The sequence below is a fragment of the Mycobacterium vicinigordonae genome (genome assembly GCF_013466425.1).
Classification (GTDB): Bacteria; Actinomycetota; Actinomycetes; order Mycobacteriales; family Mycobacteriaceae; genus Mycobacterium; species Mycobacterium vicinigordonae.
In genome coordinates this window covers 354,940-377,400 of the sequence record NZ_CP059165.1, presented here as the reverse complement: position 1 = coordinate 377,400, position 22,461 = coordinate 354,940, and the positions used below count along the sequence as shown (strand labels likewise).

The window sequence follows — 22,461 nt, the reverse complement described above, 5'->3', positions numbered from 1 at the left end:
TGCGCCTGCGCACTGAACTGTGGCTTCTCAAGATCGTCAAGACGGGTCACGGCGACTTATGTTACTCTGAGTTTCGTAATGGTTCTAGATCTCGGTCGGCCCCGTGACCCGCGCATCGACGCCGCGGTGCTCAACGCCACCGTCGAGCTGCTCGCCGCGACCGGCTACCCCGGCCTGTTGGTCTCGGCGATCGCCGAGCGCGCCGGCACCAGCAAACCCGCCATCTACCGTCGTTGGCCCAGCAAGGCACATCTGGTGCACGAGGCGGTGTTCCCAATCGGCGCCGCCACTGAAATCCCGGACAGCGGGTCGCTACCCGATGACCTGCGCGAAATGGTGCGACGCACGACCGCCGTGCTCACCACCTCCGCCGCCCGCGCGGCGCTGCCCGGACTGGTCGCCGAGATGGCCGCCGACCCGACCTTGCACAAAGCGCTGTTGGAACGGTTCGCTGGCATCTTTACCGGGGGTCTAGCCGAACGCCTGCGGACCGCCGCCGCACGCGGCGAAATCCGGGCCGACGTATCGGCCACCGAATTGGCCGAGGCCATCGCCGGTCTGACGTTGATCGCCCTGCTCACTCGTATCAGCGAACTCGACGACGCCTGGGTCGATCGCACCACCACATTGCTCCTGAAAGGAATCAGCGGATGACACACGAATCGACCGCCGCATGGAAAGAGCTGCTCGCTACCCTCGGCGAGCTGGACCGCGGCTTCCTCGAGGGCGACAAAGCCGTCACCGACGACCGCCATATCGCCGACGGCTACCGCATGCTGGCCACCACGCTGGGCGTCGCACTAGACACCTACCTGTTCACCGAACCCGGTCGGCCGCAGTTCTTCGCGGTCAACACTCCATTCCGCCGCGACCGCCGCTGGGGCGGCGACAACACCGACGCCTACTACTTCTGCTGCCCGGTGGATCCGCAGCGGCGCTACCGGATCAGCGGCAACAAGGGCGACAGCGTGTACTTTTCGTTGACGGCCTACAACGAGCCTTCGCCCGGCGCTTGGTCGGACCGCGTCGTCTCGATCGTCCGCGACACCGACCTCGACGTCGACGCCAACGGCAACTTCAGCTTCGAGTTCCCGGCGACGCCCGACGCGGCCATGCTGATGACCCGGGACTATCAGGCCGACCCGTCGACCGGCCGACCCGTCACCTGGAACATCGAGGCGCTCGACGACGCCGATCCGATCCGGCACGGTGACGCCGAGACGGCACAGCGGCTGGCAGCGGTGACTACGTGGCTGCGCACCATGTTCGCGATCGTGCCGCTCGCGGTGGGCACCCGCGCCGATGACGAGCACGCTCTCGGTCACGAAGTCGCCTACGCCGCAAACGAATTCGCTGATCCCTATCAAGTGCCCGACGCCAACTTCGGCTGGTCGGCGCGCGACGCCTGCTACGCATACGGCAGTTTCGTCCTCGAGGATGGTCCGGGGAACGACGAAGCACTTGTTATCACCCATCGGCCGCCCGCGTGCCGATTCTGGAACCTCGTGGTCTGGAACCAGTTCATGGCCACCTTCGGCGCCTCGGAGGGCCCCGACGCCCGCTGCTCGGTCAACTGCCACAGCGCGGTGCCCAACAGCGACGGCTCAGTGACCGTCGTGTTGTCCAAAGAGCGGACTTCACACCCGAATTCGCTCACGACGCTGGGCTATCCGCGCGGCAACCTGGCCTTCCGCTGGTTTCTCGCCGACCATGTCCCGGCCCGGCCGGAAGTCAAGTTGGTAAAGCTGGCTGACGCCCCCACCGAGGTGAGCTAACCGGCGTTGACCAGTTCGATCGCCCGGGCCAGCGTGCTCAGCTTGGCGTCCAGCGTGTCACCGGCGGGGTACAGCCGTACCGTATCGACCCCGGCGTCCCGCCAATCCGCAAGGCGCGCAACCACCATCTCCTCGGTCCCAATCAAGGTGGTTGCCAGCACCATTTCGTCAGTGATCAGCGCGGCCGCGCCCGACCGGTCCCCCGCCTGCCAGCGTTTCCGCACCTGGGCGGCGACGTCGCTCCAGCCCTGCCGGCTATACGCCTGGTTGTAGTAGTTGGTGCTGGCCGACCCCATGCCGCCGAGGCTGAAGGCCAGTTCGGTCTTGCGCGCTGCGACCATGGCGCGCAATTCGTCCTCGTCGCGGGCGAACGCGACTTCGGCGCCCTGGCAGATGTCGATGTCGGCGCGGGTACGCCCGGCATCGGCCATACCTTCGTCGAGGTGGGCGAAGTAGGCCTGCCCGGCGCCCTCGGGTACGAAGCTGGTGCCCAGCCAGCCGTCGGCGACCTTCCCGGTCAGCCGCAGCATCGCGGGCGATAACGCAGCGAGGTAGATCGGGATCGGGTGCTCGGTGCGAGTCGACAACCGCATCGGCTTCGCCTCGCCTGGGCGTGGAATCTGGAATTCCTTGCCAACATAGGAGATTTTTCCGCCCGTGAAGACTTCTCGAATGATCTCGACGGTCTCGCGAACGCGTGCTAGCGGCCGCGCGAACGAGACACCATGCAACCCCTCAATCACCTGCGGACCGGAGGCACCCAGGCCGAGCAGGAACCGTCCGGACGACAGGTTGGCCAACGTCATCGCAGTCTGGGCGACCAGCACCGGCGACCTAGTGCCAACCTGCAGAACCCCCGACCCGAGCAGCATCCGTTCGGTGCGGGCCGCCAGATAACCCAGCGCGGACGGCGCGTCGGCCCCCCACGCCTCAGCGACCCAGCACACGTCCAGGCCCAGCTTCTCGGCCTCGACCACGAATTCCACGGTTTGCGTGGGCGCAACCGACAGCTCGACCGTCGTGGCGGTGCGCATCAGCGCACCCCGTGCTCGGCCAGTCTCTTGATCGCCGCCAGTGTCTTGTCGATGGCCGCTTCGAACTCACGCAGCCGCACGAACACGATCTTCTGTTCCTTGTCCGGCATTGCATCGATGGCATTGGACAATCCCGAGCGGCCCGGACCCATCTGCGTCCAGTACGACAGCGTGGTGCCGCCATCCTGCGGTGTCAGGCGGAACCGCCAGGTTGCCGCGGGGTAGGTGGGTTCGCCTACCGCCCAGGTGAATTCGCGCGGTTCATCACACGAAACGATCTGCGACGTGCTACTCCACTTGCCGAATGCGTCGTGTTCGTTGTAGCCGACGAAGCGGGCACCGACCCGCGGGCCGGTCACTCCGTCGAGCCATTCGACCCGCTGTAGCTCATTGCTCAGGGTCGGCATCAGCTCGATGTCGGATACCAGATCCCAGACCCGCTGTGGATCGGCGTCGATCCACGTGGAAGCTTGCACGGTCGGGTTGTCCGCATAGCGCGCGCCGGTCCACTCCACCCCATACATTAAAGACCTCAAAGCCCGAGGCTTCGACATTGCGAGGCCTCGGGCTTTGTAGGTCAGTAGGTTTACTCAGGCGGCGACTGGTGCCAATTCGACATTCGCGGACTTCTTGGCGTTGGCGTTTGGCAGCCAAGCGTCCGGGACACTGAGCCGGACAATCTTGCGGACAACCGTCCCGAACTGCCGCAGCAGCGGCCCCTTGTTGTAGGGGATTCCGTACCGTTCGCAAATCTCCTGCACCTCGGGTGCGATCTCGGCATACCGGCGGGCGGGCATGTCCGGGAACAGGTGGTGCTCGATCTGGTGCGACAGGTTGCCCGACAGCAGGTGGAAGAGCCTGCCGCCGGTCAGGTTCGCCGAGCCGAGCACCTGGCGGAAGTACCACTGGCCGCGGGTCTCGTTCTTGGTCTCCTCCACGGTGAATTCTTGGGTGCCGTCCGGGAAGTGGCCGCAGAAGATGATCATGTACGACCACACGTTGCGCATCAGGTTGGCGGTCAGGTTGCCGGTGAACACGAACGGCGCGAATGGGCCGGCCAGCAGCGGGAACGCGACGTAGTCCTTGAGCGTCTGCCGACGAGTCTTGGCCCAGATCTCTTTCAGCGTCTGCTTCTTATCGCGCAGCCGGATCTCGCCGGAGCGGATGCGCTCGGTTTCCAGCTCGTGCAGCGCGACACCGTATTGGAAGAGCACCATCAGCAGGAAGGCGTAAACCGGGTTGCCCAGGAAGTACGGGCTCCATTTCTGATCTTCGCTCATCCGCAGGATGCCGTAACCGATGTCGCGGTCCATGTCGACGATGTTGGTGTAGGTGTGGTGCATGTAATTGTGCGAGTGCCGCCACTGGTCGGCCGGGCAGGCGGTGTCCCATTCGAAGTCGCCGCCGGAGATCGTCGGGTCACGCATCCAGTCGTACTGACCGTGCATGATGTTGTGGCCGATCTCCATGTTGTCCATGATCTTCGCGATGCCCAGCATCCCGGTGCCCAGCAACCAGGCCGGCGGCAGGAAGAGCAGTGCGCGACCGCCCACCTCCAGGGCGCGCTGCGCCTTGATGACCTTGCGGATGTACTCCGCGTCCTTCTCGCCGAGGTCTGCCATCACACGTTCCTTGATGGCATCGAGTTCGCGGCCGAACGCGTCGGCTTGTTCCTTCGTGAGAGTGATCTTGTTCTGTGACATGGCTTTTACTCCCTATGATTCGATGGTGGTCAGAGGGCGATCTCGACGTCACCGACGGGCACGGTGACGCAGATCTGGACGTTCTCGTCGGGCTGGGTGGACACAGCACCGGTGATCAGGTTGCGGGTGGTGCCGGATGTCTTGCGGCGGGTGCAGGTGTGGCAGATGCCCATCCGGCAGCCGTTCTTGGGTGTCAGCCCCGCCGATTCGGCCTGCTCCAGGATCGAGCGGCCATCATCTTCGACGTCGACCTTGCTGTCCCCGAAGCTCACCCGTCCACCCGTCGGGTTGGCCGGTGCTTCGATCACCGGCGGCGTGAAGCTTTCGGTGAACACGTTTTCACAATGGGCTTTGACGGCGTCGACCAAAGCGGTTGGCCCGCACACGAAGACCGCGTCAGGTGCGTCCATCGCGGCGGCCAGGTGCTCTGCCCCGAAGTGGCCGTCGAGGTCGCCGGTGCCGGATCGGGTGTAGCCGTGCAGCACCCGCACGTCGCGCATCGCCGCCAGCTCGTCGCGATAGCAGGCTTCCTCAGCGGTCCGCGCGTACTGCACGAAGGCGATTTCGCCCGAGTGCCCCTGGGCGACCAGTGTGCGCACCATCGCCATGACGGGCGTGATGCCGCTGCCGCCGGAGACGAACAGGATTCGCCGGGGCAGCCGCTCCGGCAACACGAAGTCACCTCCGACGCCGTCCAAGCCGACCACCATGCCTCGACGGGCCTGCTCATACAGGTAGGTCGAGACCAGGCCGCCGTCGTGGACGCCGATGGTCAGCTCTAGCTGCGAGCTGCCCTCGACGTTGGCCGGCGAGTAGCACCGCGAGTGCATGCGGCCGTCGATCTCGACGGTCACGTTGACGAACTGCCCGGCTTTGACGGTGTGCCGTTCTGTGAATGCGGCGTTCGGAGCCAGCGTCAGGGTGACGCTGCGCGGCGTTGTCCGCCGGACGTCGATCACCTTGGCGCGGGCGTCACCCGACGTCCACGTCGGCGTGACAAGCTCGGTGTAACGGTCAACGCCGTGCGGGCCGGTGAGCACGTCGACCAGGTTTGAACTCAGGACTCGTTTTGCGACCGTCCGAGTGAAAGTTTGAGTGAACATGTGTACACCGTGACATCGGTCGGCGCAGGTGGTCAAGGGTTTTCTCGGGTTCTGTGTTACGGTTCACATAGTGAACAGTCGTACTCCTAGCTCACACTCGCGGCGAACCAGCAGGGAGAAGAGCCGCGACGGGGCCTCACGCGAGGAACGCAAGGAGGCCACCCGGCGCGCCATCATCGCCGCGGCCCTCAAGTTGCTCAACGAGCGCAGCTTCAGCGGCCTGAGCCTGCGGGAGGTGACGCGTGAGGCCGGGATCGTGCCCGCCGCGTTCTACCGGCACTTCGACTCGATGGAGGCGCTCGGGCTGGTTTTGATCGACGAGTCGTTCCGCAGCCTGCGCGACACGTTGCGCGGTGCGCGAGCCGGCAAACTCGACCCGAACCGGGTGATCGAATCCTCGGTGGAGATCCTGATCGGAAGCGTCGCCGAACAGCGTGAGCACTGGCGATTTATCTCGCGTGAACGCTCTACCGGGCTCTCGGTACTGCGCTACGCGATCCGCACCGAGATTCGACTGATCACCTCGGAGCTGGCGACCGACTTGGCTCGCTTTCCACGACTCAACGAATGGAGCACCGAGGATCTCAACGTGCTGGCAAGCCTTTTCGTCAACGCAATGATCGTGACCGCCGAGGCCATCGAGGACGCCCAGGGCGCCGAGGCGCTGGAGGAGATTCGCCGGATCGCGGTCAAACAGCTGCGGATGATCGCTATCGGCGTCGCGAGCTGGAAGAGCGAACCTTAGGTCATTCGTCGACGACGGTGAACAGCGAACTGCCGTCCTCGGGCGTACCGTCGATCTGACCTCGGTGCACGCCGCCGGGCAGTTGTTCGGCCAGATCCGGATCCGTCTGCGCGGGCCGGAGTTCGTCGGGTTCCTCCGCGGCCAGCTTCTGGTCCAGCGATTCGCCTTCCCGCTCCTCGCGCGCCGTCATGCCGAACTTATTCGCCTCGCTCCAGTCATCGGGCGGGTCGACGACGATGTCGCCGTCGTCGTTGCGGACCTCGTCGGAATCGGTGGATTCACTCGGGTCCAGGGTGTCGTCGGGTCCGGCTGCCATGCGCATTTAGTTGCCCAGGCCGGCAACGACTAAACGCCTCAACGCGGATCACGCCACATCGTCCACAGCATCGGCCCATCGCCGGGAATCTTGATCTCACCGGTGACTCGGAACCCGAAACGCTCGTAATATGGCACATTTTCAGACTTGGACGACTCGAGATAGGCCGGACAGTACTCCGCGTCGCAGCGCTGCAGTCGGGATCGCAGCAGCACCTTGCCGAAGCCCTGCCCGCGCACCGACGGGTCGCTGCCAATTGCCGCGAGGTACCAGTGCGGCTCCTCGGGGTGGGCGCGCTTCATCAATTCCTGAACCGCCCGTCCGCGGGCGGATTTTGCACCGAACACCCGCAGGAACGTCGGTATCTGCGCCAGCTGCGCCCGCCCACTCTCCCGCCACCGATCCGGCGGATCCCATAGGGCCGCCGCGCCGATGGCCGGCCCCCCGCAGGCCACTTCGACGCCACCGCCGGCCAGATGGTGATGGCGGGTCATCGTGGCGAACACGCGACCCAAGTGGCGTCGCCGCTTGTCATCGTCGGGCAGGATCCACGTCGTCACGGGATCGTCGTAGAACGCCCGGCCCAGGGTTTGGCCCAACTCGCCGATATCGGATTTCTGCGCGGGACGCACGGTAGGGGTCATCCGAATTACCGTATGCCGTCACCATTTCCTGCGCCAGACCGGCCGGCAAGCCCGTCCGCACCGTAGTATGACGGATGCGAAAACTGTTTTTGTGCAATGTGTTTCAAGCTGCACGCGGATCATCGGCGGATGGGACGAAAGACTCTTGACCGCCGATGAGCATCTCAGGCAACGTCTTATAGTGTGCGGGCGCGCCGCACGGCAACTAGAAGGGAGCCGCGGTGGGAGAGGACATCGGGGAACTTCATCACCGCATAGCGGCGTTTGCCCGCGAGCTGCACAACCGCCCGGGCATTGACAGCCAGGCCGCGATCAGCCAACTGGTTATCGAAGCCACGCTGACGGTGCCGGGCGCACAGTACGCGGGCCTGACCGTCGTCAATCGGCAGCAGGAAATCTCGACGCCGGCCAGCACCCACCGGTATGTCACTCTGCTCGACGAGATCCAGCAGCGATACCTGGAGGGTCCGTGCCTGATCGCCGCGTGGGAGCACCACACCGTGCGTGTCGACGACCTGACATCCGACACCCGCTGGCCTAAGTATCGGCGGGACGCGCTGGCCGAGACGACGATCCGCTCGATTCTGTCGTTCGAACTGTTCACCAGCAGCCACAGCCTGGGGGCGCTGAACGTCTACGCGGACGCGCCCAATGTCTTCGACAACGACGCCGTGGATATTGGGATCGTCTTCGCGACGCACGCCGCGCTGGCCTGGGACAGCGTGTTGCGGGAACACTCGTTCCAAAGCGCGTTGGCCAGTCGCGACCTCATCGGCCAGGCCAAGGGCATATTGATGCAGCAGTTCGACATCGACTCCGTGCGGGCGTTCGACCTGCTGCGGCGGCTTTCCCAAGAGTCCAACACGCTGTTGGTCGACATTGCGCGGCAGGTAGTCCAGAACAGGAAAAGCCTCTCCGACAGTTGACGGGTGCCCTGAGGCTGGCACATACGATGGGTTGGCCAACCAGCTCTATCTAGATTGCCGGCGCGGCGTTGCGCCGGGGAATGGCGGCCTACCGTGTGGGACTTCGAGACCGACCCGGAATACCAGGCGAAATTGGACTGGGTCGAACAATTCATGGTCGAGGAACTTGAGCCGCTGGACCTGGTGGCACTCGACCCGTATGACAAACATAACGCTGAGATGATGGCGGTGCTGCGCCCGTTGCAGCAGCGAGTGAAGGACCAGGGCCTGTGGGCCGCCCATCTGACGCCCGATCTCGGCGGACAGGGCTTCGGCCAGGTCAAGCTCGCGTTGCTCAACGAAATCCTGGGCCGGTCCCGGTGGGCACCCTCGGTGTTCGGCTGCCAGGCGCCGGATTCGGGCAACGCTGAGATTCTGGCGCTGTTCGGCACCGACCAGCAGCAGGCCCGGTATCTGCAGCCGCTGCTGGACGGCGAGATCACGTCCTGCTATTCGATGACGGAACCGCAGGGCGGATCGGACCCAGGACTTTTTGTCACTTCGGCTAGCCGGGATGGTGACGATTGGATTATCAACGGCGAGAAGTGGTTTTCCACCAACGCCAAGCATGCGTCGTTCTTCATCGTCATGGCGGTCACTAACCCTGAGGGCCGCACCTACGAAAAGATGTCGTTGTTCATCGTGCCCGCCGAGACACCGGGCATCGAGATCATCCGCAACGTCGGGGTGGGTACCGAGTCGTCGACACGTGCCAGCCACGCCTACGTCCGTTACCGCGATGTGAGAGTGCCCGCCGACCATGTGCTCGGCGGCGAGGGTCAGGCGTTCATGATCGCCCAGACCCGCCTCGGCGGAGGTCGCATCCATCACGCCATGCGCACAATTGCTCTGGCGCGCAGGGCTTTCGACATGATGTGTGAGCGCGCGGTGTCGAGGCAGACCCGGCACGGGCGGTTGTCGGATTTCCAGATGACGCAGGAGAAGGTCGCCGACAGCTGGATCCAGATCGAGCAGTTCCGGCTGCTGGTGCTACGCACCGCGTGGCTGATCGACAAGCACCACGATTATCAGAAGGTGCGCCGGGACATCGCCGCGGTCAAGGTCGCGATGCCGCAGGTACTGCACGATGTCGCACAGCGGGCGCTGCACCTGCACGGCGCGCTGGGCGTCTCCGACGAGATGCCGTTCGTCAAGATGATGGTGGCCGCCGAGTCGCTGGGGATCGCCGACGGCGCCACCGAATTGCACAAGATGACGGTGGCCCGGCGCACGCTGCGCGAATATGAGCCCGTGACAACGCCTTTCCCGTCGCAGCACATACCGACCCGCAAGGCCGAAGCCGAGGCGCGCTTAGCCGCCCGGCTCGAGCACGCGATTGCCGAGTTCTGACGGTTCAGCTGACGTAGCGCAGGATGCTTTCGGCCACACAGGCCGGCTTGGCTGCACCTTCGATCTCGATGATGGTCGACAGGACCGCCTGCACCGCACCATTGCCGACGTCGTCCACGCTCACCAGCGAGCTCGTCGCACGCACCCTGGAGCCCACCGGCACCGGCGACGGGAACCGAACCTTGTTGAGGCCGTAGTTGATTCCCATTTTGACGCCCTCGACGTGGTAGATCTGGTGCATCAGCCGCGGCAACAGCGACAGGGTCATGAACCCGTGCGCAATGGTCGTCCCGAACGGACCCTGAGCGGCACGTTCCGGGTCGACGTGGATCCACTGGTGGTCGCCGGTCGCGTCGGCGAACAGGTTGACCTCTTCCTGGCTGATAGCCACCCAGTCGCTGTGCCCGAGTGGCTCGCCCGCGGCAGCGGCGAAGTCCGCGACTGACTCGAAGGTGCGCATGGATCAATCCTCTCGTCGGGTATCCATAGAACTTATGCGGTTGCTCATGATCGCCGACACGCACGTCCCGAAACGGGCGCGTGACCTGCCCGCTCAGGTGTGGGACGAGGTCGCGGCCGCCGACGTCGTCATCCACGCCGGTGACTGGGTGGTGCCCGACCTCCTCGACGAGCTCGAAGCGAGGTCAAACCGCCTCCTCGCCTGCTGGGGCAACAACGACGGCGCGGAGCTGCGATCGCGGCTGCCGGAGCGTGCCGACGCGGAGCTGGGCGGACTGCGCTTCTCCGTAGTGCACGAGACCGGCGCCTCTGCCGGTCGCAACGAGCGCATGTCGCGGCGCTATGCCGACACCGACGTGCTGGTCTTCGGCCACAGCCACATCCCGTGGGACACCACCACTGCGTCCGGCCTGCGGCTGCTCAACCCGGGGTCTCCGACGGATCGCCGCAGGCAGCCCCACTGCACTTACCTAACCGCCACCGCAGACGCTGGCGTGCTGTCCGACGTCGTTCTACACAGGATCAATAGATAGCTCGGCTACAGAGGTATTATGGAGCGCAGTGACCACTCACGCCGATCTCGCCTCCGACATTCCGCGGACCTTGGGCAGGTTCCGCCGCCAACTGCGACGCGCGGTAGGTACTGGGTACTCGCCCGGACAGCTCACCGAGTCGCAGGCCGAGTTGCTGCGACTGGTCTCCCGCCGACCGGATGTTTCGGTCAGTGTGGCCGCCGCCGAACTTGGGCTGGTGCCCAACACCGCCTCCACGCTGGTCACCAAGCTGTGCTGCGCGGGCTTGCTGGATCGCACACTCGATCCCGCCGACCGGCGGGTCAGCCGGTTGCGGCTCACCGAGTCGGCCCAGCAGGTCATGGACGCGACCGCGCAACTGCGCCGAGCGGTGCTCACCGACCTACTCGACGAGCTTGACGAGCTCCAGATCGGGGTATTGGCCCAGGGATTGGAGGTCCTCGAACAGATGACCAAGAAACTTCAGGAGCGAAAGAAATGACTGCGGCGATCGACTGCCGACACCTGACGTATCGCTATGGTGAACACGTCGCCGTCCATGACGTGACGTTCGACGTACAGCCGGGCGAGACGATGGGTCTGCTCGGTCCTAACGGTGCCGGCAAGACCACCGTGGTTCGGGTTTTGACGACGCTGGCTCCGGTCCAACAAGGCGAATTGCGCATTTTCGGGCTCGACGCGCGACACCAGACCATCGATATTCGAAGCAATATCGGCTACGTGCCACAACAGCTTTCGATTGAGACAGCACTGACTGGACGGCAGAACGTGGAGTGGTTCGCCCGGTTGTACGGCGTTCCCCGCAACGAGCGCACCGACCGGGTTGAACAGGCGCTGGCCGCCATGGACCTGCTCGACGTGGCCGACAAGCTCGCGTCGAGTTACTCCGGGGGCATGGTTCGCCGGCTGGAAGTAGCCCAAGCACTGGTGAACCGGCCGTCGTTGCTGGTACTCGACGAGCCGACAGTGGGCCTGGATCCGATTGCGCGCGACGGTGTCTGGACGCAGGTCACCAGCATGCAGGAGATGTTCGGCATGACCGTGCTGCTGACCACCCACTACATGGAGGAAGCCGATGCGCTTTGCGATCGGGTCGCGTTGATGCACCACGGTGCGCTGCAGGCGGTGGGCACCCCCGGCGAGTTGAAGGCCACTGTGTCGCCGACCGCAACGCTCGAAGACGTGTTCCGCCATTACGCCGCATCCGGGCTGGACGCCGAGCCGGCAGACATGCGCGAAATCCGATCCAGCAGAAGGGCGGAGCGAAATGTCGGTTGACCGTGCTGCGATCCCGCCGTTGAACCTCGTCCGCGCTCCGCATGGATTCGACCGGGTCCGAGCGACTGCCGGCCGCATCGGCGCATTCGCTATCGTCGAACTGCAGAAACTGCGACACGACCGCACCGAACTGGTGACCCGAATGGTGCAACCCGCCCTGTGGCTGCTCATCTTCGGGACCACGTTCAGCCACATGCGGGTCATCGACACCGGAAACGTCTCCTATCTGGCTTTCCTGGCACCGGGGATCATCGCCCAATCCGCATTGTTCATCGCCATCTTCTACGGCATCCAGATCATCTGGGATCGCGATGCCGGGGTGCTGGCCAAGCTCATGGTGACGCCCGCGCCCGCGTCGGCGTTGATCACCGGCAAGGCATTCGCCGCCGGCGTGCGGTCAGTGGCCCAGGTTGTCGGCGTGTTGGCGCTGGCGTACGTAATGCGAATCGGATTGACCGTCAACCCGATTCGTATCGTGGCGGCAATGGTTGCAGTCATGCTCGGTGCCGCATTCTTCGCCTGCCTATCGATGACACTGGCCGGGTTGGTGCGCAGCCGCGACCGACTGATGGGTATCGGTCAGGCGATCACGATGCCCCTGTTCTTCGCCTCCAACGCGCTCTACCCGGTGGACGTGATGCCCGGCTGGCTGCACGCGCTGAGCAAGGTCAACCCGCTGAGCTATGAGGTTGACTTGTTGCGGTCGCTGTTGATCAACACGCCCTTCCACCTGGTGGACATTGTCGTGCTGTTGGTCGCACCGGTGATCGGAATTTTTACGGCGTCAAAGGTTTTGCGGCGCCTCGTTGCGTAATTTGTCGCATCGCCGGGCCGCAACGAAATGCATTTAGTTGCGAATCGTTACCGGAACGCGACCACATTTGCGCGGAGTCCGGCCCGATTCCTAATCGTTAGCCAACCGCGACAAAGCCTTACGGCCGTGACACCCGGACTGGGTCTACCGCCCGTGTTTCACTCGCCCAGAACACATTCGACCGCGACGAGCGGCGGACGAAATTCTTGGGATGGGTGGACGCGATGAAGTTCGTTGAAAAGCTGCGTAGCTCAGCTGAAACCATGCCCCGCAGGCTGGCGATCGCAGCTGTGGGCGCTGCCGTGCTGGCTGGTCTCGTCGGCGCGGTTGGCACACCCGCTCCCGCGGGGGCCTTCTCGCGGCCGGGCCTGCCGGTCGAAACCTTGCAGATCCCATCACCGGCGATGGGCCGCAACATCAAGGTCCAGTTCCAGGGCGGCGGGGCACACGCGGTCTACCTGCTGGACGGCCTGCGCGCGCAGGACGACTACAGCGGCTGGGACATCAATACGCCCGCGTTCGAGGAGTTCTACCAGTCTGGTCTGTCGGTGATCATGCCGGTGGGCGGCCAATCCAGCTTCTACAGCGACTGGTACCAGCCGTCCCAAGGCAACGGGCAGGGATACACCTACAAGTGGGAGACGTTCCTGACCCGGGAGATGCCCGCCTGGCTGCAGGCCAACAAGGGCGTTTCACCGGCCGGCAACGCGGCTGTAGGTTTGTCGATGTCAGGTGGTTCGGCGCTGATCCTGGCGGCCTACTACCCACAGATGTTCCCCTACGCCGCCTCGCTGTCGGGCTTTCTCAACCCGTCCGAAGGCTGGTGGCCCACCCTGATCGGGCTGGCGATGACCGACTCGGGCGGATACAACGCCAACAGCATGTGGGGGCCGTCCACCGACCCCGCTTGGAAGCGCAATGACCCCATGGTGCAGATTCCGCGCCTGGTTGCCAACAACACCCGAATATGGGTCTACTGCGGCAACGGCACCCCCAGCGACCTCGGCGGCGACAACATGCCGGCGAAGTTCCTCGAGGGTCTGACGCTGCGCACCAACCAGCAGTTCCAGCAGACCTACGCGGCCAGCGGTGGGCGCAACGGCGTCTTCCAGTTTCCCAGCAACGGAACCCACTCCTGGAACTACTGGAACCAGCAGCTGATGGCGATGAAGCCCGACATGCTGGCGGTCCTCAACGCGGTCAACACGCCTCCGCCGGCCGCCGCCCCGGCGGCACCGGGCCAACCGGGACAACCGGGACAACCGGCCACGTAACCCGGTCCCGCAGACCACATCGGCAGCAGCGCAACGGCCAGCGCTGCTGCCGATGTTCTTTACCGGAGCTAAGAGTTGACCTGTAATCGCTCGTGGGTTTTGAGGTTCCAGAGTTCGGCGATGATTTGGGGGCTGTGGTTGATGGCTTGGCTGCGGTCGCCGCGGCGATCGTGGCTGCCGACGGCAACCGGATCACCGTGGAGGATTGCCGCATCTCGACCTGGGCACGGTTGTGGGGCAAACGGATCGCGCTGTTCAGCCCCGGCATGCTCGTCACGGCACTGGCCGCCGAGTGCACAGCCAGGGTCGCCTCTGCTGAACAAGCAGCACCCGGCACGCCCCCGAACAGACCACACCCACCAGGTGGACGTCGCGGGACAAGCCGAAAACAACCAGCACCCAAGCTGATTGGCGCTACATGACCCATTATGGGTCAACTCTTAGTCCAACAGACCGCGCCGGTCGGCGTGCAGGTACGTGTAGCAAGTGGTGACGGCGCAGACAAAGGCCGCGACGCCGAGCATCTGGGTACCGCTGACCACCAGGCTGACCGCACCACCGATGGTCGCGCCCAGCATGAAGCTGGCAAGCAGCAGGAAATACCCGAGCCAGTCCTCGATCTTCCCGCCGGCGATGTGGCGCTCGATGCCTTGACCCATCTTGACCAGCGTCCCGGTCACGTAACTCAACGGCACCGACACTTCGCCGTCCTTGACGAACGAGGTGTTCAACGCGCCGATCCCGAAGACCACGCACATGATCGGCACGAAGTCCAGCAACGATTCCGCCCAGCCGCCCAGCACGATGTCCAACCCGGTGGCGAACACCAGCGAGAAAGTGGTCAGCACCGTCGGACCGTGCGGGTGGGCCACCCAGTACCGTCGCCGACACACCGAGGAGACCACCACGCCGGTCAGGAAGCAGAGCAGCAACGTCCCCGCCGTTATCGACAACCAGACGTCGTCGCGAAACACGCCCAGGACCGCCCGCTGGGCGTTGCCGGTCATGAAAGTCACGAAGTACCCCGCGGAGTGGGTGAATGCGGTGGCCCCGATCACGCCGGCCAGCGCGGCCAGTACCCAGGACAGCCTGGCTTCGCTGTCGTAAATCTCCTTCTGCACAAAAGCATGCTTCCAGAGCTTGCCGAACGGCCGTTAATCCTGCGGGTCAGCTGGTGGTCAGGCGTGCGATCGAGCGCAAGGGGATCGGCAGCCAGGTGGGCCGGTGCCGCGCCTCATAGCCGGTCTCGTACACCGCCTTGTCCAGTTCGTAGGCGGCCAACAGCAGCGCCGAATCACGCGGGTCGACGCCCGATCCGGCTGCGTAACCATCGCAGAACGCAGTGCGATTGCGCTCCACCCACTCCCGGGCCCGGGCCGCCAGCTGCTTATCGGCGGCCTGATCGACCAGCGGCCCGTAGGCGGCGTACTCGAACGACCGCAGCACGCCCGCCACATCGCGCATCGTCGAATCAGGCGCCCGCCGCTCGGCCAACGGTTGACCCGGCTCGCCCTCGAAGTCGATCAGCACCCAGCTCTCCGGGGTACGAAGCACCTGCCCCAGGTGCAGGTCGCCGTGCACACGCTGAACCGTGATCTGCTCGTCGGCGAGTTTGCCCAACCGCTCCTCAACCGTGGCCGCGTATTCCTTGAGCTCCGGCACCGCGGCCACCGACGCCGACAGCCGCGACAGCATGTGCTGCAGTGGGAACGGCGCCTGCGAGGTGCCGAGGTACTCGGCCAGGGTGGCATGCACGGAAGCCACGGCTTCACCGAGCCGGAAGGACTCCCCCGCGAAATCGCCGCCCACCTCGTGGGCATACAGGTCGCCTTCGGCGAACAGGTCGCGAACGCTGGCGGTGGCCATCGCCCATCCCTCGGCGGCGTTGCCGGCGAAGGAAGTCACCATACCCAGCGGGGACGTCGCATCACGCGAGCCGTCCGGCGCGCCAATCTCGTAGCTTCCCAGCATCCGGGCTACGTGCGGGTTGTCGGCGCGGCCCAGCACCCGGTTCAACTCGATGTCGGGGTTGATGCCTTCGCTGACCCGCCGGAACACCTTGAAGATGGCTGCGGGTGCCCGGTCAAATATCACGCTGGTGTTGCTCTGCTCGGCGTCGGAAACCCGCGGGTATGCGTCCAGCGGCAGCTCGACATCGGGTTCCCTGACGAACCTGACCTGGGTGCCGTCGGCGTCGCGGACCGCGGAGTCGGCGATCAGCGACAGCAGGAACTGGGGTGCCGCGCCGTCGTAGAGCGCGTCGAAACCGATGTGGTCGTCGACCTCGCCGATGGTGGCCAGCGTGCTGAATTCCGAGATTGGCGCGGAATCCCAGCGGACGATCACCTGGTAGCGCTCGGCGGAACCGTCGGTGTAGGCGACGTCGAGCAACACCAGTTCGAGGTCGTCGCGCAACGGCACCACAATTGCGGGCTCGGCGGACGACAGCTGTCGGCTGCGGCCGGCGTACCAGCGTTGCTGCGGAAGCCACAGCTGCCAGGGCAACTGGTGGGAGCGGGTCATCGGTGCTCCTCCTCGGATGCGGACAGCTGGAACCAGTAGAACCCGTGCCCCGGCAGGGTCAGCAGATAGGGCAGATGCCCGATCCGCGGAAATTCGACATGCCCGGTCAGCTCGATGGGTGTGTAGTTGTTCCATTGCTGCAGATTTAGCTCGATGGGCTGCGGGAACCGCGACAGGTTGTTCACGCACAGCACCACGTCGTTCTCGTCGTCTTCGCGGACCACTTCGCGCACGTAGGCCAGCACCGACGGGTTGGAACCGCCGAGTTCGTGGAAAGAGCCGATGGCGAACGCGTCGTGGCGGCGGCGCACCGCAAGCATGGTGCGGGTCCAGTTCAGCAGCGATGTCGAGGTGTCGCGCTGGGCCTCGACATTGACCGCCTGGTAGCCATAGACCGAGTCTTGGCTGGTCGGCAGATAAAGCCGGCCGGGGTTGGCGGTGGAGAAGCCGGCGTTGCGATCCGGGGTCCACTGCATCGGCGTCCGCACGCCGTCGCGGTCACCCAGCCAGATGACGTCACCCATGCCGATTTCGTCGCCGTAATACAACACCGGCGATCCCGGCAGCGACAACAGCAGCGCATTGAACAGCCGTATCTGGTTGAAGTCGTTCTCCAGCAGCGGCGCCAGGCGCCGGCGGATCCCCACGTTGGCCTTCATCCGCGGGTCCTTGGCGTACTCGGCGTACATGTAGTCGCGTTCTTCGTCGCTGACCATCTCGAGCGTCAGCTCGTCGTGGTTGCGCAGGAAGATCCCCCACTGCGCCATGTCGGGGATGTCCGGTGTCTGGGCCAGAATTTCTGAGATGGGGAACCGGGACTCCCGGCGCACAGCCATGAAGATGCGCGGCATCAGCGGAAAGTGGAACGCCATGTGGCACTCGTCGCCGCCGGTGGTGGGGTCGCCGAAGTACTCCACCACGTCGGCCGGCCACTGGTTGGCCTCGGCCAGCAGCACCCGGCCCGGGAACTCGTCGTCGACCACCTTTCGGCAGCGCTTGAGGAAGGCGTGCGTTTCCGGGAGGTTCTCGCAGTTGGTGCCCTCCCGCGCAAACAGGTACGGCACCGCGTCGAGCCGGAATCCGTCGATACCGAGGCCGAGCCAGAACCGGATGACGTCGATCATCGCTTCCTGCACGGCCGGGCTGTCGTAGTTCAGGTCCGGCTGGTGGGAGAAGAACCGGTGCCAGTAGAACTGGCGCCGCACGGGGTCGAACGTCCAGTTCGACTCCTCGGTGTCGACGAAGATGATCCGCGCCTCGGTGTACTTCTCGCTGGTGTCGCTCCACATGTAGAAGTCACCGTAGGGGCCGTCGGGGTCGCGGCGGGACTCCTGAAACCACGGATGCGAGTCCGAGGTGTGGTTCATCACCAGGTCGGTGATCACCCGGATTCCGCGCTGGTGTGCCTCGTCGATCAGCGCCACGAAATCCTCGACGGTGCCGAACTCCGGCAGCACCTTGTAGAAGTCGCGGATGTCATAGCCGCCGTCGCGCAGCGGGGAGTCGTAGAACGGGGGCAGCCACAGGCAGTCGACGCCGAGCCACTGCAGATAGTCCAGGCGGTCGATCAGTCCTCGCAGGTCACCCGAACCGTCGGCATTGGAGTCGAAGAACGCCCGCACCAACACCTCGTAGAAGACGGCGTGTTTGAACCAGGTCGGGTCGGCCGGTAGGGCGGCTGCATTGCCGAAGTCCTCGACGTTGGGGTGCTCGACCACACCCCCTTCGACATGGCTGCCCTTCGCGGGATCGTGGGCGGGATCCTGCCGGACGGCAATTCTCTCGTTCATCAAATCCACGATGCCACGGGTACCCGACCCGACTCGTTAAGAATCGCGCACCACGACATGTGCCGAACCTGACATCGAATCCCGGCCAATACCAAAAGAATTGGCTTGCCGCAACCGGACGTCAGGCTGGTGGACCCTCGGCCAGCGTCACGTTCTCGGTGCGAGCTACACCCGACTTCGACGTGAAGCTGATCGACACGGTGTCGCCGGGGTGATGCCCGTTGAGGGCGTCCGACATGGCGGTTGCCGAGTTGATCGGGGTGCCGTCCAAAGCGGTGATCACGTCACCGGTGGAGATACCGACCGATGCCGCGGGAGCGTTGCCGACCACGCGCTGGACGCGTGCGCCGTTGCCGTTGTTGTCCACGACGCCGAGGCCGAGGAACGCGGTGGGCCCGATGTGCACGGTGGGCGATCCGCCGCCGCCACGGATTTGGTTGGCGACCCCGATCGCCGTGCCGATCGGGATGGCGAAGCCCTGCCCGCCGCCGGACATCTGGAAATTCTCGGTGGCAGCGGTGTTCATCCCCACGACCTGACCCGAACCGTTGACCACTGGGCCACCGGAGTCGCCGGGCTGGATCGGCGCGTCGAACTGGATCAAACCGCTAAGCGTCTCGGCGGCGCCGGTCAATGCGTCCGACGCCTGCACGGTTTGGCCGACGGCGATCACCTTCCCGCTCAGGGCACGCGGTGTACCGCCCTGACCGCCCGTGTTGCCCATCGCCACCACCGGTTCGCCGACCGAGACGCCGCCGCCGATCGCCGCGGAGGGCAGCCCGCCTGCGCCGCGAAGCTGCAACAACGCAACATCCTGGGTGCGGTCGTAGCCGATCACATCCACGCCGTAGGTGCGGCCGTCACCGACGCTGAACGCGCTGATGTCGGTGGCACCGGAGATCACGTGATTGTTGGTCAGCACCACACCGTTCGGGTCGATGACGATGCCGGTACCTGCGCCGACCGCGTTGTTGTAGCCCAACTTGGTGTTGATGTTGACCACTTGCGGCCCAACCTGGGCCACCATCGCAGAGGGGTCGAGTGGCATCGCGGGGCGGTCCTTGAGCGGCGCGGCCTGCACCGCCGCCGGCGGAATCGCGAGGGTCATTCCGACCAGGGCCAGAACGGCGACCAGCCACCCGAGTGAACGGTGGCGCAATTTGCTCATCCCGTGAACCTCCTGCGTCGGATGACGAACTGAATTGTCCCAGCCCATGGGGTCCGGAAGGCGGCGTTGCCTACACCACCGTAATCCAGATACCCATTCAATACGGTGGTCAGGCCCCAAATCGGGTAATTGCTGTAACGAGTAATGACGGCAATTGAGTTCCCCGCTTGCATCAGCTAAACCGACGACCCCTCCAATGGCCTAATCGAGCGTTGCCGTTGGTGACTCATATCACCGATCAGCGGCAGCTCTAGGCTGGGCGCCGTGAGCCAATTCGACCCGAAGGTCTGGTTCGCCCAGGCTCCTGTCGCGCGACTGGCCACCGTCGGCTCCGACGGCGCGCCCCACCTTGTGCCGGTGGTCTTCGCGGTGGACTCAGAAAGCAGTCCAGAAACCGTGTACACCGGGGTGGACGCCAAACCCAAGACGACTCAACGATTGCGTCGGCTGGCCAACATCGAGTGCAACCCGGCGATCAGCCTGCTCGTCGACCATTACGACGACGACTGGAACCAGTTGTGGTGGGTCCGCATCGACGGCGCCGCCGTCGTGCTGCGCCACAGCGACGCACTGCACACCGGGCGCCGCCTGCTACGCGCCAAATACCCTCAGTACCAATCTGTTTCGCTGGCCGGCCCGGTAATCGAAATCGCGGTGCGCCGCTGGTCCAGCTGGCACGCCTGACCCCGGGGCCGGGGCCGACCCTTGTGCTGCGCGCCGGTTGGGGGAAAAGTTGGCACTGCGTCCTGTGGGCTGAATCACATGCCGCATTCGGGAGCCGGTGACAGCCCAGGAAGAACTGGAGGAATGTCATGGCCGACAGAGTGAGTGCTAGCCAGGGCGCAGGTGCGGCCCCCACCGCAACCGGCCCGGACGGTATTCGCAACGTGGTTCTGGTCGGGCCTTCGGGGGGCGGCAAGACCACCCTGGTCGAGGCACTGCTGGTGGCGGGTGGGGTGCTGTCGCGGCCGGGCTCGGTCACCGACGGCAGCACCGTCTGCGACTTCGACGAGGCGGAGATCCGCCAGCAGCGCTCGGTGGGTGTGGCGGTCGCGTCCCTTACCCACGACGGCATCAAGGTCAACCTGGTCGACACCCCCGGATACGCGGATTTCGTCGGTGAGCTGCGGGCCGGGCTGCGCGCCGCGGACTGCGCCCTGTTCGTCATCGCAGCCAACGAGGGCGTCGACGAGCCCACCAAGTCGCTGTGGCAGGAGTGCAATCGGGTCGGAATGCCGCGTGCGGTGGTGATCACCAAGCTCGACCACGCCCGCGCAAACTACCCTGAAGCGCTCGAGGCGGCGCAGAATGCGTTCGGCGACAAGGTCTTACCACTGTATCTGCCTACCTCCCAAACGAACTGCGCAGGGTTGATCGGATTACTGTCGCAAACGCAGTACACCTATTCCGAGGGCAAACGGAGCGAGTCGGCGCCCGATACCGCCGAGACCGACCGGATCGAGGCAGCGCGCGGCAGCCTGATCGAGGGAATCATCGAGGAGTCCGAGGACGAGTCGCTGATGGAGCGTTACCTCGGCGGCGAGGCGATCGATGAGTCGGTGCTCATCGAAGACTTGGAGAAGGCCGTCGCGCGCGGGTCGTTCTTCCCGGTGATCCCGGTGTGCAGCAGTACCGGCGTGGGCACCTACGAACTGCTCGAGGTCGCCACCCGCGGCTTTCCGTCGCCGCGCGAACATCCGTTGCCGGAGGTGTTCACGCCGCAGGGCGCCGCACACCACGAGTTGGCCTGCGACACCGAGGCACCGTTGCTTGCCGAGGTGGTCAAGACGACGTCGGATCCCTACGTCGGCCGGATCAGCCTGGTCCGGGTTTTCTCCGGCACGATCAAGCCGGACGCGACGGTCCATGTGTCGGGCCATTTCTCTTCGTTCTTCGGCAGCAACGGGACTTCGCAAGAGCACGGCAGCATCCACGCCGATCACGACGAGGACGAACGTATCGGCGTGCTGTCGTTTCCGTTGGGTAAGCAGCAGCGGCCCGCCTCCGCCGTGGTGGCCGGCGACATCTGCGCCATTGGCAAGCTCAGCCGCGCCGAAACCGGCGATACCCTCTCGGACAAGACCGAACCGCTGGTACTCAAGCCCTGGACCATGCCGGAACCGTTGCTGCCGATCGCCATTGAGGCGCACGCCAAGACCGACGAGGACAAACTGTCGGTCGGGCTGAGCCGGTTGGCGGCCGAAGACCCGACGTTGCGCATCGAGCAGAACCCCGAGACCCACCAGGTGGTGTTGTGGTGCATGGGCGAAGCGCACGCCGGCGTGGTGCTCGACGCGCTGTCCAACCGGTACGGCGTCGCCGTGGACACCGTCGAGCTTCGCGTCCCGTTACGAGAGACGTTGGGCGGCAAGGCCAAAGGCCACGGCCGACATGTCAAGCAGTCCGGCGGGCACGGCCAGTACGCGGTGTGCGATATCGAGGTGGAGCCGCTGCCGGAGGGCGGGGGGTTCGAGTTCCTCGACAAGGTGGTCGGTGGCGCCGTTCCGCGCCAGTTCATCCCCAGCGTGGAAAAAGGTGTCCGCGCGCAGATGGAGAAGGGTGTCCACGCGGGATACCCGATGGTCGACATTCGGGTCACCTTGCTCGACGGCAAGGCGCATAGCGTCGACTCGTCGGACTTCGCGTTCCAGATGGCCGGTTCGCTGGCGCTACGGGAGGCTGCGGCGGCGACCAAGGTGAACCTGCTCGAGCCGATCGACGAGATCTCGGTGTTGGTGCCCGACGATTTCGTCGGCGCGGTGATGGGCGACCTGTCCGGACGCCGCGGCCGGGTGCTGGGCACTGAGACCGCCGGCCACGACCGCACCGTGATCAACGCCGAAGTGCCGCAAGTGGAATTAACCCGGTATGCCATCGACCTGCGGTCCCTGGCGCACGGGGCCGCGTCGTTCACCCGCTCCTTCGCCCGCTACGAACCCATGCCCGAGTCGGCCGCGGCCCGGGTGAAGGCCAGCGTGTAGCCCGCC

Annotated in this window: 24 protein-coding genes; 13 read left to right on the top strand and 11 right to left on the bottom strand. The window is 65.1% G+C overall.

The window, feature by feature from the left end:
- Positions 1–78 precede the first annotated feature (78 nt).
- Positions 79–654 (top strand): TetR/AcrR family transcriptional regulator, encoded by a 576-nt coding sequence (locus H0P51_RS01775; RefSeq protein WP_180916366.1) that lies wholly within the window; start codon positions 79–81, stop codon positions 652–654.
- Positions 651–1,775, top strand: coding sequence for a DUF1214 domain-containing protein (locus H0P51_RS01770; protein ID WP_180916365.1), 1,125 nt, complete (start codon positions 651–653; stop codon positions 1,773–1,775). Before H0P51_RS01775 ends, H0P51_RS01770 begins: the two co-directional genes overlap by 4 nt.
- On the opposite strand, the gene H0P51_RS01765 is transcribed toward H0P51_RS01770, so the two are convergent.
- The 4 genes from H0P51_RS01765 to H0P51_RS01750 form a co-directional block, all read right to left on the bottom strand.
- On the bottom strand, positions 1,772–2,809 hold the full coding sequence (locus H0P51_RS01765; RefSeq protein WP_180916364.1) for an LLM class flavin-dependent oxidoreductase: 1,038 nt from the start codon (positions 2,807–2,809) through the stop codon (positions 1,772–1,774). The genes H0P51_RS01770 and H0P51_RS01765 overlap by 4 nt on opposite strands.
- Positions 2,809–3,333 (bottom strand): SRPBCC family protein, encoded by a 525-nt coding sequence (locus H0P51_RS01760; RefSeq protein ID WP_180918671.1) that lies wholly within the window; start codon positions 3,331–3,333, stop codon positions 2,809–2,811. The genes H0P51_RS01765 and H0P51_RS01760 overlap by 1 nt, the downstream gene beginning before the upstream one ends.
- A gap of 66 nt (positions 3,334–3,399) precedes the next feature.
- On the bottom strand, positions 3,400–4,512 hold the full coding sequence (locus H0P51_RS01755; protein WP_180916363.1) for a fatty acid desaturase family protein: 1,113 nt from the start codon (positions 4,510–4,512) through the stop codon (positions 3,400–3,402).
- Between the two features lie 29 nt (positions 4,513–4,541).
- Entirely contained in the window at positions 4,542–5,615 is a 1,074-nt protein-coding gene (locus H0P51_RS01750) for a flavin reductase family protein (RefSeq protein ID WP_180916362.1), read from the bottom strand.
- A gap of 70 nt (positions 5,616–5,685) precedes the next feature.
- Here H0P51_RS01750 and H0P51_RS01745 point away from each other — a divergent pair, with 70 nt between their 5' ends.
- Entirely contained in the window at positions 5,686–6,360 is a 675-nt protein-coding gene (locus H0P51_RS01745; protein WP_180916361.1) for a TetR family transcriptional regulator, read from the top strand.
- A gap of 1 nt (position 6,361) precedes the next feature.
- On the opposite strand, the gene H0P51_RS01740 is transcribed toward H0P51_RS01745, so the two are convergent.
- Positions 6,362–6,682 (bottom strand): hypothetical protein, encoded by a 321-nt coding sequence (locus H0P51_RS01740; RefSeq protein WP_180916360.1) that lies wholly within the window; start codon positions 6,680–6,682, stop codon positions 6,362–6,364.
- 32 nt (positions 6,683–6,714) lie between these two features.
- Positions 6,715–7,320 carry a GNAT family N-acetyltransferase gene (locus H0P51_RS01735; protein ID WP_180916359.1) on the bottom strand — a complete coding sequence of 202 codons (606 nt, stop codon included), beginning with the start codon at positions 7,318–7,320 and terminating at the stop codon, positions 6,715–6,717.
- A gap of 221 nt (positions 7,321–7,541) precedes the next feature.
- Between H0P51_RS01735 and H0P51_RS01730 the strand changes: the two genes are divergently transcribed.
- Both H0P51_RS01730 and H0P51_RS01725 read left to right on the top strand, forming a co-directional pair.
- The gene (locus tag H0P51_RS01730) at positions 7,542–8,246 is read left to right on the top strand and encodes a GAF and ANTAR domain-containing protein (RefSeq protein ID WP_180916358.1); all 705 of its coding nucleotides are present in this window, start codon (positions 7,542–7,544) and stop codon (positions 8,244–8,246) included.
- Positions 8,247–8,339: 93 nt separating this feature from the next.
- Entirely contained in the window at positions 8,340–9,635 is a 1,296-nt protein-coding gene (locus H0P51_RS01725; protein WP_180916357.1) for an acyl-CoA dehydrogenase family protein, read from the top strand.
- 4 nt (positions 9,636–9,639) lie between these two features.
- Here H0P51_RS01725 and H0P51_RS01720 read toward each other — a convergent pair whose 3' ends face one another.
- Positions 9,640–10,095: a MaoC family dehydratase gene (locus tag H0P51_RS01720; RefSeq protein WP_180916356.1), complete on the bottom strand. Its 456-nt coding sequence runs from the start codon at positions 10,093–10,095 to the stop codon at positions 9,640–9,642.
- Positions 10,096–10,129: 34 nt separating this feature from the next.
- On the opposite strand from H0P51_RS01720, the gene H0P51_RS01715 reads away from it, so the two are divergent.
- From H0P51_RS01715 to H0P51_RS01690, 6 genes are all read left to right on the top strand, one after another.
- Positions 10,130–10,627 (top strand): metallophosphoesterase family protein, encoded by a 498-nt coding sequence (locus H0P51_RS01715; RefSeq protein WP_180918670.1) that lies wholly within the window; start codon positions 10,130–10,132, stop codon positions 10,625–10,627.
- Between the two features lie 28 nt (positions 10,628–10,655).
- Positions 10,656–11,108: a MarR family winged helix-turn-helix transcriptional regulator gene (locus tag H0P51_RS01710; RefSeq protein ID WP_180916355.1), complete on the top strand. Its 453-nt coding sequence runs from the start codon at positions 10,656–10,658 to the stop codon at positions 11,106–11,108.
- On the top strand, positions 11,105–11,905 hold the full coding sequence (locus H0P51_RS01705) for an ATP-binding cassette domain-containing protein (protein ID WP_180916354.1): 801 nt from the start codon (positions 11,105–11,107) through the stop codon (positions 11,903–11,905). The genes H0P51_RS01710 and H0P51_RS01705 overlap by 4 nt, the downstream gene beginning before the upstream one ends.
- A complete protein-coding gene (locus H0P51_RS01700; protein ID WP_180916353.1) occupies positions 11,895–12,719 on the top strand; it encodes an ABC transporter permease in 825 nt (274 codons plus the stop codon). The genes H0P51_RS01705 and H0P51_RS01700 overlap by 11 nt, the downstream gene beginning before the upstream one ends.
- Positions 12,720–12,943: 224 nt before the next feature.
- Positions 12,944–13,993: a diacylglycerol acyltransferase/mycolyltransferase Ag85C gene (ag85C, locus tag H0P51_RS01695; RefSeq protein WP_180916352.1), complete on the top strand. Its 1,050-nt coding sequence runs from the start codon at positions 12,944–12,946 to the stop codon at positions 13,991–13,993.
- A 92-nt stretch (positions 13,994–14,085) separates the two neighbouring features.
- On the top strand, positions 14,086–14,415 hold the full coding sequence (locus H0P51_RS01690) for a hypothetical protein (RefSeq protein WP_246398321.1): 330 nt from the start codon (positions 14,086–14,088) through the stop codon (positions 14,413–14,415).
- A gap of 18 nt (positions 14,416–14,433) precedes the next feature.
- On the opposite strand, the gene H0P51_RS01685 is transcribed toward H0P51_RS01690, so the two are convergent.
- From H0P51_RS01685 to H0P51_RS01670, 4 genes are all read right to left on the bottom strand, one after another.
- Complete coding sequence (locus H0P51_RS01685) at positions 14,434–15,114, bottom strand: YoaK family protein (RefSeq protein WP_180916351.1); 681 nt, start codon at positions 15,112–15,114, stop codon at positions 14,434–14,436.
- Positions 15,115–15,160: 46 nt separating this feature from the next.
- Complete coding sequence (locus H0P51_RS01680; protein WP_180916350.1) at positions 15,161–16,516, bottom strand: maltokinase N-terminal cap-like domain-containing protein; 1,356 nt, start codon at positions 16,514–16,516, stop codon at positions 15,161–15,163.
- On the bottom strand, positions 16,513–18,306 hold the full coding sequence (gene treS / locus H0P51_RS01675) for a maltose alpha-D-glucosyltransferase (protein ID WP_180916349.1): 1,794 nt from the start codon (positions 18,304–18,306) through the stop codon (positions 16,513–16,515). Before treS ends, H0P51_RS01680 begins: the two co-directional genes overlap by 4 nt.
- Positions 18,307–18,427: 121 nt before the next feature.
- A complete protein-coding gene (locus H0P51_RS01670; RefSeq protein ID WP_180916348.1) occupies positions 18,428–19,474 on the bottom strand; it encodes a S1C family serine protease in 1,047 nt (348 codons plus the stop codon).
- A 264-nt stretch (positions 19,475–19,738) separates the two neighbouring features.
- Between H0P51_RS01670 and H0P51_RS01665 the strand changes: the two genes are divergently transcribed.
- Positions 19,739–20,158: a TIGR03668 family PPOX class F420-dependent oxidoreductase gene (locus H0P51_RS01665; protein ID WP_180916347.1), complete on the top strand. Its 420-nt coding sequence runs from the start codon at positions 19,739–19,741 to the stop codon at positions 20,156–20,158.
- Between the two features lie 128 nt (positions 20,159–20,286).
- Positions 20,287–22,455 carry an elongation factor G-like protein EF-G2 gene (locus H0P51_RS01660; RefSeq protein WP_180916346.1) on the top strand — a complete coding sequence of 723 codons (2,169 nt, stop codon included), beginning with the start codon at positions 20,287–20,289 and terminating at the stop codon, positions 22,453–22,455.
- The last annotated feature ends 6 nt before the right edge of the window (positions 22,456–22,461 follow it).

What these genes read in the sequence shown, in the direction of transcription:
- H0P51_RS01755 (WP_180916363.1), bottom strand. Translation starts at nt 4,512, where the DNA reads ATGTCACAGAACAAGATCACTCTCACGAAGGAACAAGCCGACGCGTTC.
- H0P51_RS01700 (WP_180916353.1), top strand. Translation starts at nt 11,895, where the DNA reads ATGTCGGTTGACCGTGCTGCGATCCCGCCGTTGAACCTCGTCCGCGCT.
- H0P51_RS01765 (WP_180916364.1), bottom strand. Translation starts at nt 2,809, where the DNA reads ATGCGCACCGCCACGACGGTCGAGCTGTCGGTTGCGCCCACGCAAACC.
- H0P51_RS01735 (WP_180916359.1), bottom strand. Translation starts at nt 7,320, where the DNA reads ATGACCCCTACCGTGCGTCCCGCGCAGAAATCCGATATCGGCGAGTTG.
- H0P51_RS01720 (WP_180916356.1), bottom strand. Translation starts at nt 10,095, where the DNA reads ATGCGCACCTTCGAGTCAGTCGCGGACTTCGCCGCTGCCGCGGGCGAG.
- H0P51_RS01680 (WP_180916350.1), bottom strand. Translation starts at nt 16,516, where the DNA reads ATGACCCGCTCCCACCAGTTGCCCTGGCAGCTGTGGCTTCCGCAGCAA.
- H0P51_RS01760 (WP_180918671.1), bottom strand. Translation starts at nt 3,333, where the DNA reads ATGTATGGGGTGGAGTGGACCGGCGCGCGCTATGCGGACAACCCGACC.
- ag85C (WP_180916352.1), top strand. Translation starts at nt 12,944, where the DNA reads ATGAAGTTCGTTGAAAAGCTGCGTAGCTCAGCTGAAACCATGCCCCGC.
- H0P51_RS01775 (WP_180916366.1), top strand. Translation starts at nt 79, where the DNA reads ATGGTTCTAGATCTCGGTCGGCCCCGTGACCCGCGCATCGACGCCGCG.
- H0P51_RS01705 (WP_180916354.1), top strand. Translation starts at nt 11,105, where the DNA reads ATGACTGCGGCGATCGACTGCCGACACCTGACGTATCGCTATGGTGAA.
- H0P51_RS01670 (WP_180916348.1), bottom strand. Translation starts at nt 19,474, where the DNA reads ATGAGCAAATTGCGCCACCGTTCACTCGGGTGGCTGGTCGCCGTTCTG.
- H0P51_RS01740 (WP_180916360.1), bottom strand. Translation starts at nt 6,682, where the DNA reads ATGCGCATGGCAGCCGGACCCGACGACACCCTGGACCCGAGTGAATCC.
- H0P51_RS01770 (WP_180916365.1), top strand. Translation starts at nt 651, where the DNA reads ATGACACACGAATCGACCGCCGCATGGAAAGAGCTGCTCGCTACCCTC.
- H0P51_RS01660 (WP_180916346.1), top strand. Translation starts at nt 20,287, where the DNA reads ATGGCCGACAGAGTGAGTGCTAGCCAGGGCGCAGGTGCGGCCCCCACC.
- H0P51_RS01715 (WP_180918670.1), top strand. Translation starts at nt 10,130, where the DNA reads ATGCGGTTGCTCATGATCGCCGACACGCACGTCCCGAAACGGGCGCGT.
- H0P51_RS01750 (WP_180916362.1), bottom strand. Translation starts at nt 5,615, where the DNA reads ATGTTCACTCAAACTTTCACTCGGACGGTCGCAAAACGAGTCCTGAGT.
- treS (WP_180916349.1), bottom strand. Translation starts at nt 18,306, where the DNA reads ATGAACGAGAGAATTGCCGTCCGGCAGGATCCCGCCCACGATCCCGCG.